Raw genomic sequence first — 8,858 nt, 5'->3', positions numbered from 1 at the left:
CGAAGAAATATACGGATGATCGTGTGAATGATATAGTAAGCAATGGTGTTAATGAGTCCAAAGCCTATACAGATATGAAGTTTGAAACATTAAATTATGCAGTTGAGGACGTCCGGAAAGAGGCAAGACAAGCGGCAGCTATTGGTTTAGCTGTATCGAATTTACGTTATAATGATACACCAGGAAAGTTAAGTGTTGCACTTGGTGCGGGTGTGTGGCTCAACCAATCTGCCTTTGCTATTGGAGCGGGTTATACCTCTGAAGATGGAAACACACGCTCGAATGTATCGATTACAAGTGCTGGAGGTCGCTGGGGTGTGGGTGTAGGATTAAGCTTCACGCTAAATTAATAAAATTCACTATTATTTTTAAAATCGCCCCTGTCTTGCATATACAGGGGCGAAAACTATTGAGCGATGAAAGAAATGATTTCCACAAATAATAATTGCTGTATTGATGCTAAAAATAAAAAAGAGAAAAGGTGTGAAAAGTAGTGTATTTTATGCAAATTTGATAGAAGCAGTGAAAGGACTGGTTAGTTGTTGCATGATTATCATCGAACAGTAGATGAAGAGTGTTCTTGAAGATAAAAAAATGTATAAGTAAGGGGATCGTTAATAATAATAAATCTTATACAATATAAAATTTTAAGTATTGAATTATGAGTTTGAGGATACCAAAAAAGAAGGAAAATAAACTGTAACTTTTACTTTAGCAGTACGTATTTAAGTTAATAATATTTAGGTTAACATGAATATTTAACAAAGCAGCAAACTGTAATCTAAAAAGCAATATATTACGTAATGTTTTTGATAAAAAGGCACACTAGAATTCAGTATAATATATTTCTATTAAAATTGCTAAAAAATTCTATTTTTAACTATTTTAATTATTTCTGTATGCAGCAGCGGTAATGATTGAGTACAAATTCACTGATCAAAACGAGATTATCTAAAACACAACGGTGTATAAGCATTTCTATAAACGTTCATAGAGCAAATAACGAAGCTATGAACTCTAGAATTATTTCACAAAAAAATAATTAAATTCACTTTATGACTTGCTATTTTTCTTAATTTTATATAGAAAAAAGCGATAAGCGAATCGCTAAAGATTCTTTTTCAAAACGCGGGGAAACAATCATGACAAAATCATATAGCAGTTATAAATTCATTCCGGATAACTTTAAGACGCACAACTCTAAAGTTATGAATGTTTCGCTTATTTTTACAATAAAAACGCAATAATCTTACGATAAACATCCTAAATCACTCAGCAAATAATCCAATCACTCTTTGCAATAAACATCCTTTATTGCCTCTTAGATACAAATTAGATAGTAGCACACAAATATGTCTTCTCGATATTCATTCCAGTTTTTCTCACAACCTAAATCAAGAGGTTTTTGCAAAAAAACTCCCTGAAGTTAGAAAACAATCGCTACTTTTCGGATCACCATTATTAAAAGCTTAGATAGTCCTTTTTCCCATTATGGCAACCCTAGTCTTTTATAAAAAAGACCTTCTGAGGACTTCTAACGCCAGAATATGTCTTTTTAATGTTTTTATTACTTGGAGAAGTTATTATGAAAAAAATATATACCACACCAAAAATGTCAGCAGTCAATAATTTAAAAAACTCTTGTTCGCCTTATGGATTTTCTTTTATTAAAACGCTTTCATTGGTTTCAGTAGCTGTTTTTTTATCAAATGCTTCTCCTGTTTCTGCTTGTGATCTTTGGGGTAATGTATCAACTTATTTTGGTGGTGGTGCGAATGTGCGTAAAAGTATTGCACCAACCTATATAATTGACGGTAGCTTGTATAGAGATGTTGGCTCTGCGTTTTTAGGGGTAGATCGTAAATTCAAAGGCTTAGAAGCTGATCTTAAGCTTGAGATTAAAAATGCCTTTGATACTGCGTTTATAGGTTGGGGAACATGGAAGCAGCAGATTGATAAGCAATTTCAAACAATCTTGTCTGATATGCTTGTTAAGCAAAATACTGTAGGGACCATTACGATTGGTGCAAACAAAGGTGGCTATGTAATAGATGTTGCAAATAATTCTCGTGAAGCGCGGCTTATTACTGGTGTTCGTAATGCTGCGCTTAGTCCAACGTCAGATCAAGCAGTCAATGGTTCCCAGCTGTATAAATTAGGCATTGGGGTAGCGAGGTCTTTTGGGGGTGGTGCTGGATATGATAAAAGTGGAAACTGGATAGCTCCTACTTTTACGGTTAAGGCCTTTGATAAAAATGGTAATGAAGTTAACAAGAGGTATAACAGTGTTGCAGCGGCATTTACGGGTGTAAGCGATTCTTTTGCAAATCTAGATAAAAAGATTGAGAATGTAGTGACCAATGTGGCAGGGAATAGTCTTGTTAAGCAAGATGATACAGGACTGATTACCATTGGTGGAAAAGTAAGCGGAGCGAAGGTAAGTATTGCAAATAGTGATAGTGCGGCGCGGACTCTTACCGGTGTTAATGCGGGCTCGATTACAGCAACATCGACGGATGTGATCAATGGCTCTCAGCTTTATTCGATGAACAATGTAGTGGCAGGCTATTTTGGCGGTGGTGCTGAGTATAAAGATGGAAAATGGAGTGCTCCTACTTTTACAGTTAAAGTCTTTAATGAAGATGGTCATGGAGCAGAAACGCACTATGAAAATGTTGCAGCGGCATTTACAGGTGTAAGCGATTCTTTTACGAATCTAGATAAAAAGATTGAGAATGTAGTGACCAATGTGGCAGGGAATAGTCTTGTTAAGCAAGATGATACAGGATTGATTACTATTGGTGGAAAAGTAAGTGGAGCGAAGGTAAGTATTGCAAACAGTGATAGTGCGGCGCGGACTCTTACCGGTGTTGATGCGGGCTCGATTACAGCAACATCGACGGATGCGATCAATGGCTCTCAGCTTTATTCGATGAGTAATTTGGTTGCGAGCTATTTTAGTCGTGATGCTGGATATGATGCAGATGGAAAATGGAATTCTCCTACTTTTACGGTTAAAGTCTTTAATGAGGATGGTGCTGGAGAAGAAACGCACTATGAAAATGTTGCAGATGCATTTACAGGTGTAAGCGATTCTTTTGCAAATCTAGATAAAAAGATTGAGAATGTAGTGACCAATGTGGCAGGGAATAGTCTTGTTAAGCAAGATGATACAGGACTGATTACCATTGGTGGAAAAGTAAGCGGAGCGAAGGTAAGTATTGCAAACAGTGATAACGCATTGCGCACTCTTACCGGTGTTGATGCGGGCTCGATTACAGCAACATCGACGGATGCGATCAATGGCTCTCAGCTTTATTCGATGAGTAATTTGGTTGCGAGCTATTTTAGTCGTGATGCTGGATATGATGCAGATGGAAAATGGAATTCTCCTACTTTTACGGTTAAAGTCTTTAATGAGGATGGTGCTGGAGAAGAAACGCACTATGAAAATGTTGCAGATGCATTTACAGGTGTAAGCGATTCTTTTGCAAATCTAGATAAAAAGATTGAGAATGTAGTGACCAATGTGGCAGGGAATAGTCTTGTTAAGCAAGATGATACAGGACTGATTACCATTGGTGGAAAAGTAAGCGGAGCGAAGGTAAGTATTGCAAACAGTGATAATGCAGTGCGGACTCTTACCGGTGTTAATGCTGGTTCGATTACAGCACTGTCGACGGATGCGATTAATGGCTCTCAGCTTTATTCGATGAGTAATTTGGTTGCGAGCTATTTTAGTCGTGATGCTGGATATGATGCAGATGGAAAATGGAATTCTCCTACTTTTACAGTTAAAGTCTTTAATGAGGATGGTAATGGAACAGAAACGCACTATGAAAATGTTGCGGATGCACTTTCTGGTGTAAGTAGTTCTTTTACAAATCTTAATCAAAAGATCGAAAATGTGACAAGCGACAGTTTTGTTAAGCAAAATAGCACAGGGCTTATTACGATTGGTAGGAACAAAGCCGGTGATAGAATAGATATTACAAACGACGTGAATGCACCACGTGTTCTCTCTGGTGTTAAGGGAGGGGCATTTACAAAAACATCAACAGAAGCAGTAAATGGTAGCCAGCTTTATTTATTGTCTCAGGCATTTGCAAGTTATTTTGGCGGTGGTGCTGGATATAATGACGAGGGAAAATGGTCCGGTCCTACTTTTACAATTAAATCCTTTGATGAGGATGGTAATGAGACTGAGCATAAGTATACGAATGTCGCGGATGCATTTGCGGGCGTTAATGATGTTTTCAAAGATTTGAATCAGCAGATTATAGATGTAAAGGATGGTATTGATATTACTGAAAAAAGTAAGGTGTCTCAAAAAAATGGTGATGCGAATGATATTATTACCGAAGGCTTTCCTTTTATGAGAATGGCATCTGTGATGAGAATGTTGCCTGTAGCTCTAGATGAGATGGAGGATGAGGTTGAAGGTGAGGATAGTGGAGACACGTTAGCTATTGGTTCTAAATCACCATCAAAAAAAGTGAGTATTCTGAATAGTAAAGGTGAAACTCGGACTCTTATAGATGTTGCTGCTGGTAAGCTTTCAGCAGACTCCACTGAGGCGATCAATGGTTCCCAACTTTATTCACTGAGCACTGCGGTTGCAACGTCTTTAGGGGGTGAAGCGGGTTATAATGAAAAGGGAGAATGGAAAGCTCCTAGCTTTATGGTAAGTCAGTTTAAAGATGGTCATCTTTCAGAGGAGTCATATAATAATGTCGCATCTGCTTTTGCTGGTATGAATGAGACTCTATCCATTATCGACAATCGCCTTAGTAAGGTTGAGAAGGAGGGAAGCTCTAACGGAGACTCTAATGGTTTTCCGTGGAATGAAGAAAAAGGAGCATATGACGTTAGTCATAATGGAAAAGATAGTAAAATTACGCATGTAGCGGATGGTGATATATCAAAAGGTTCGAAGGACGTTGTGAATGGGGGGCAACTTTGGGATACAAATAACAAAGTCAAAGACGTTGCAGATAAGGTGACAGAAGTTGAAAAAAAGGTGGATGTTGCGGTTAGCTATGATGTCGAGGACGGAGAGAAAACCAATAGCATTAGCTTAACAGGTGGAAATGAAAGTGAACCTGTTTTGATAAACAATGTAGCGAATGGTAAAATTGAAGAAGGTTCTAAGCAAGCAGTGAATGGTGGTCAGTTACATGATTATACCAATGAGCAGATGAAAACTGTTCTTAAAAAGGCGAATGAGTATACGGACGAGAAAGTTGGTAATCTTATCAATGATAGCGTTAACGAGGCGAAGTCTTATACTAATATGAAGTTTGAGGCATTAACCTATGATATTAATAATGTGCGCAAAGAGGCAAGACAAGCAGCAGCGATTGGCTTGGCAGTGTCTAACTTGCGTTACTTCGATGAGCCAGGATCTTTGAGTCTTTCATTTGGTGGTGGTTTATGGCGTGGTCAATCCGCTTTTGCTGTTGGTGCAGGTTATACGTCTGAAGATGGCAAGATTCGTTCTAATTTATCAGCAACCAGTGCCGGAGGTCATTGGGGTGTAGGGGGTGGAATAACTCTGAAATTAAAATAACACCAGATAGTACAAGAAATTACAATTTAACTAAAATTTCACCCTTGTCTCATCAGACAAGGGTGAAATTTTATATTATAGAGAAGTAATATTTTACAGAGAAAATCATAGAGTCGTATTATTATAAAATTTTATAATACTTTTAGTGAGATTAATTTTAGCGAGAAATAAAGCACTTTAACAAAAATTTTACAAATGCAGAGTAATGCTCTCATATAAATGAATAGAATTCATAATCGCACATTATTTGAAAAGTGTATATTTTATAGCTTCATCGCTAGAAAAAATCCATTGGGGAGATATTTTTTAAAAAAATCAAAAATCCCATCTATTATTTTGTTTTATTTGCTCTGTACACAACAGAAGCAATCATGAGTTATACAGCAACGGCAATGATGAATAAGACTCGTTTTGGTCAAAACAAGGACACCAAAAGCAAACGATGAAATAGAACCTCTATATTAAGTCTATAACATATGCAATAAAGCTATGAATTTTAAATATAAAGATATTCCACGATTGCCTAAACCGTAAAGACTCATTCTGTAAAAATAATTAAATTCATTTTCTTCTTGCCTTTTGTCTTAATAGTCTGTAAAAGCACAAAGGAGTATTGAATAAGACTCGTTCTGGTAAAAACAGAAGATCTATCGCAAAGGGAGGTGCATAGAATTATGAGAAGATCACACAATTATCCCCATTTAAGACCCTTAAGAGAGAACTCTAAAAGTCAGGAATAGACCGCGCATTCTCACGAGAAAAGTGGAGCATCCTCCACTAAGAACACTCTCAACAACCTAATCTTCCCCACAATAAGCAAGCGTTTCCTCCTAAGTGTACAAAATGAGCTCTTTTACTTCAAAAACCATAAAACACAGACTCGACAAAAGCGTGAAAAGACAGCCTTTCTCTTCTTTTTTCATGTTCACATCAAGAAAACCTTTTCAGAAAAAAATACTCTGCTTAACGGTAGAAAGCCTCATTAACCGAATTGTCAACCAACATCAATCGCAACCTTAGCGAAGCCTTAATCACTTCTGTCTGCTTCTGCGAAAAAACCAAACTTTACAGAGAACAAACAAAACTCACAACGCTGGATCAACTCTAGCGCTAAAATATGTCTTTTTAATGTTCTCAATATGTTTTTATTACTTGGAGAATTTGTTATGAAAAAATTATATACCACACAAAAAGCGCAAGTGGTGAGTGATTTTAAAAATTCTTATTCGGTTTATCGATTACTTTTTGTGAAAGCGCTTTCATTGGCTTCAGTGATTATCTTTTTATCAAATATTTCTCCTGTGTCTGCTCATACGCAAATTTCAAATAACATATCAAACGATTTTAGTGGTGGTGCAAATATGCTTAAAGCTATTCCACCAGCCTATATAGTTGGCAGTAAATTGTATGCAGATAGTGACTTTGCATTTATAGGGGGTGGAGAAGAGTCCTTCAAAAACTTAAGATCTAAAATTAAGTTTCAGACTAAAGCTGCTTTCGATGTAGCATTTGCGGGGAGGGAGCGGTTTAAGAATGGTGTAGATAAATTTTCTGATGTTAATAGTTCTTTCATAAGTGAGAATCGTCAGGTTGCTGAGATACACGCTTCTGCTGTTATTGGAGGAAAACAAAAGAATCTATCTCAAGGGACTGATCAGCATGAAAATACCAATAACTTTTCTTTCATGAGTGGCTTATCTCGTGGATTAGCTCGCGAGGATAAAGAAGATGAGAGTGACAAAACGACGGCTCTTGGTGCTAAATCATCAACAAGAAGACTAAGTATTCTAAATAGTAATAAAGAAACTCGGATTCTTGTGGGTGTTACTGCTGGTGAGCTCTCAGCAAAATCCACTGAGGCAGTGAATGGTTATCAACTTTATTCACTGGGCACTGCGGTTGCTACGTCTTTTGGTGGTGAAGCCAGCTATGAAGATGGCAAGTGGGTTGCTCCTACATTCCATTTTAAGAGTTTCAACGAAAATGGTGATGTCACTGACACGACTTATACTGATGTAACCTCTGCCTTTATTGGTGTTGGAAATTCATTTGAGAAAGTTAAAGATCAGTTTGCGAATATTAAGGATGACATTGGCAAAGAGATCAACGCAGTTCAAAGTGATGCTTTGTTGTGGGATGGAAGCAAAGGTGCGTTTGTCGCAGAGCATGGCAAAGAAGGTAGCAAAACGAATAGCAAGATTACGTCACTTGTCAATGGAGATATTAATTCTAGCTCCAGTGATGCAGTAGCTGGTAATCAACTCTATGCTCTAGGGAGCAGTATTACAAAGGCATTAGGTGGTGAAGCCAGCTATGAAGATGGCCAATGGACAGCCCCAAGCTTTATCCTGAAAATGTTTGATGAAGATGGTAAGGAAGGTGAGAAGAAGAGCTATAATGATGTAGGCTCTGCGTTTGCAGGAATTGATACGAACTTCAGCAATGTTAACAAGCATCTGAATACTGTTGTTAATGACTTTAATGAAAAGTTAGACAATATTAATAAGGAAGTTAAAGGGGATTCCTTGTTGTGGAGCAATGAGCATAACGCATTTGTAGCAACGCATGGCGAAAAGGATAGCAAGATTGAATTCCTTGCTGCAGGAGATATTAATTCTGGTTCAAGTGATGCTGTTAATGGTTCACAGCTCTATGCTCTAGGGAGCGGTGTTGCTACGTCTTTAGGTGGTGACGCTAGCTATGAAGATGGCCAATGGACAGCCCCAAGCTTTATCCTGAAAATGTTTGATGAAGATGGTAAGGAAGGTGAGAAGAAGAGCTATAATGATGTAGGCTCTGCGTTTGCAGGAATTGATACGAACTTCAGCAATGTTAACAAGCATCTGAATACTGTTGTTAATGACTTTAATGAAAAGTTAGACAATATTAATAAGGAAGTTAAAGGGGATTCCTTGTTGTGGAGCAATGAGCATAACGCATTTGCAGCAACGCATGGCGAAAAGGATAGCAAGATTGAATTCCTTGCTGCAGGAGATATTAATTCTAGTTCAAGTGATGCGGTTAATGGTTCACAGCTCTATGCTCTAGGGAGCGGTGTTGCAAAGACATTGGGCGGTGACGCTAGCTATGAAGATGGCAAGTGGGTCGCTGCTAAATTTAAGGTTAAGACCTTCAGTGAAGATGAAACGGAAGATACGAAGGAATATGAGACTGTAGCAGCTGCCTTTGATGGCGTTAATGTCGCTTTCACAAACTTTGGTAACAAAATCACCAATCAGATTAAGCAAGAGCTTGGTAATCAGATCAGCGAGCAGATTAAGAGTGATGC

Annotated in this window: 1 protein-coding gene and 3 pseudogenes; all 4 read left to right on the top strand. The window is 37.7% G+C overall.

The genetic code is table 11. The features are described 5' to 3' along the window. Window positions 1-350 (top strand): YadA-like family protein (locus tag PVV59_RS08740; protein WP_273755731.1); only part of this gene is annotated, 350 nt, incomplete at its 5' end. A 1,208-nt stretch (window positions 351-1,558) separates the two neighbouring features. Continuing rightward, window positions 1,559-4,129, top strand: a pseudogene (locus PVV59_RS09945) (hypothetical protein); the annotation flags it as partial. Window positions 4,130-4,549: 420 nt separating this feature from the next. Continuing rightward, window positions 4,550-5,569: pseudogene (locus tag PVV59_RS09940) on the top strand (YadA-like family protein); the annotation flags it as partial. Between the two features lie 1,166 nt (window positions 5,570-6,735). Next, window positions 6,736-8,858 (top strand): annotated as a pseudogene (locus PVV59_RS08730) (hypothetical protein); the annotation flags it as partial.

It is taken from the genome of Bartonella sp. MM73XJBT.G (assembly GCF_028618435.1).
Lineage (GTDB): Bacteria > Pseudomonadota > Alphaproteobacteria > Rhizobiales > Rhizobiaceae > Bartonella.
This window is presented reverse-complemented; position numbering and strand designations above follow the sequence as displayed.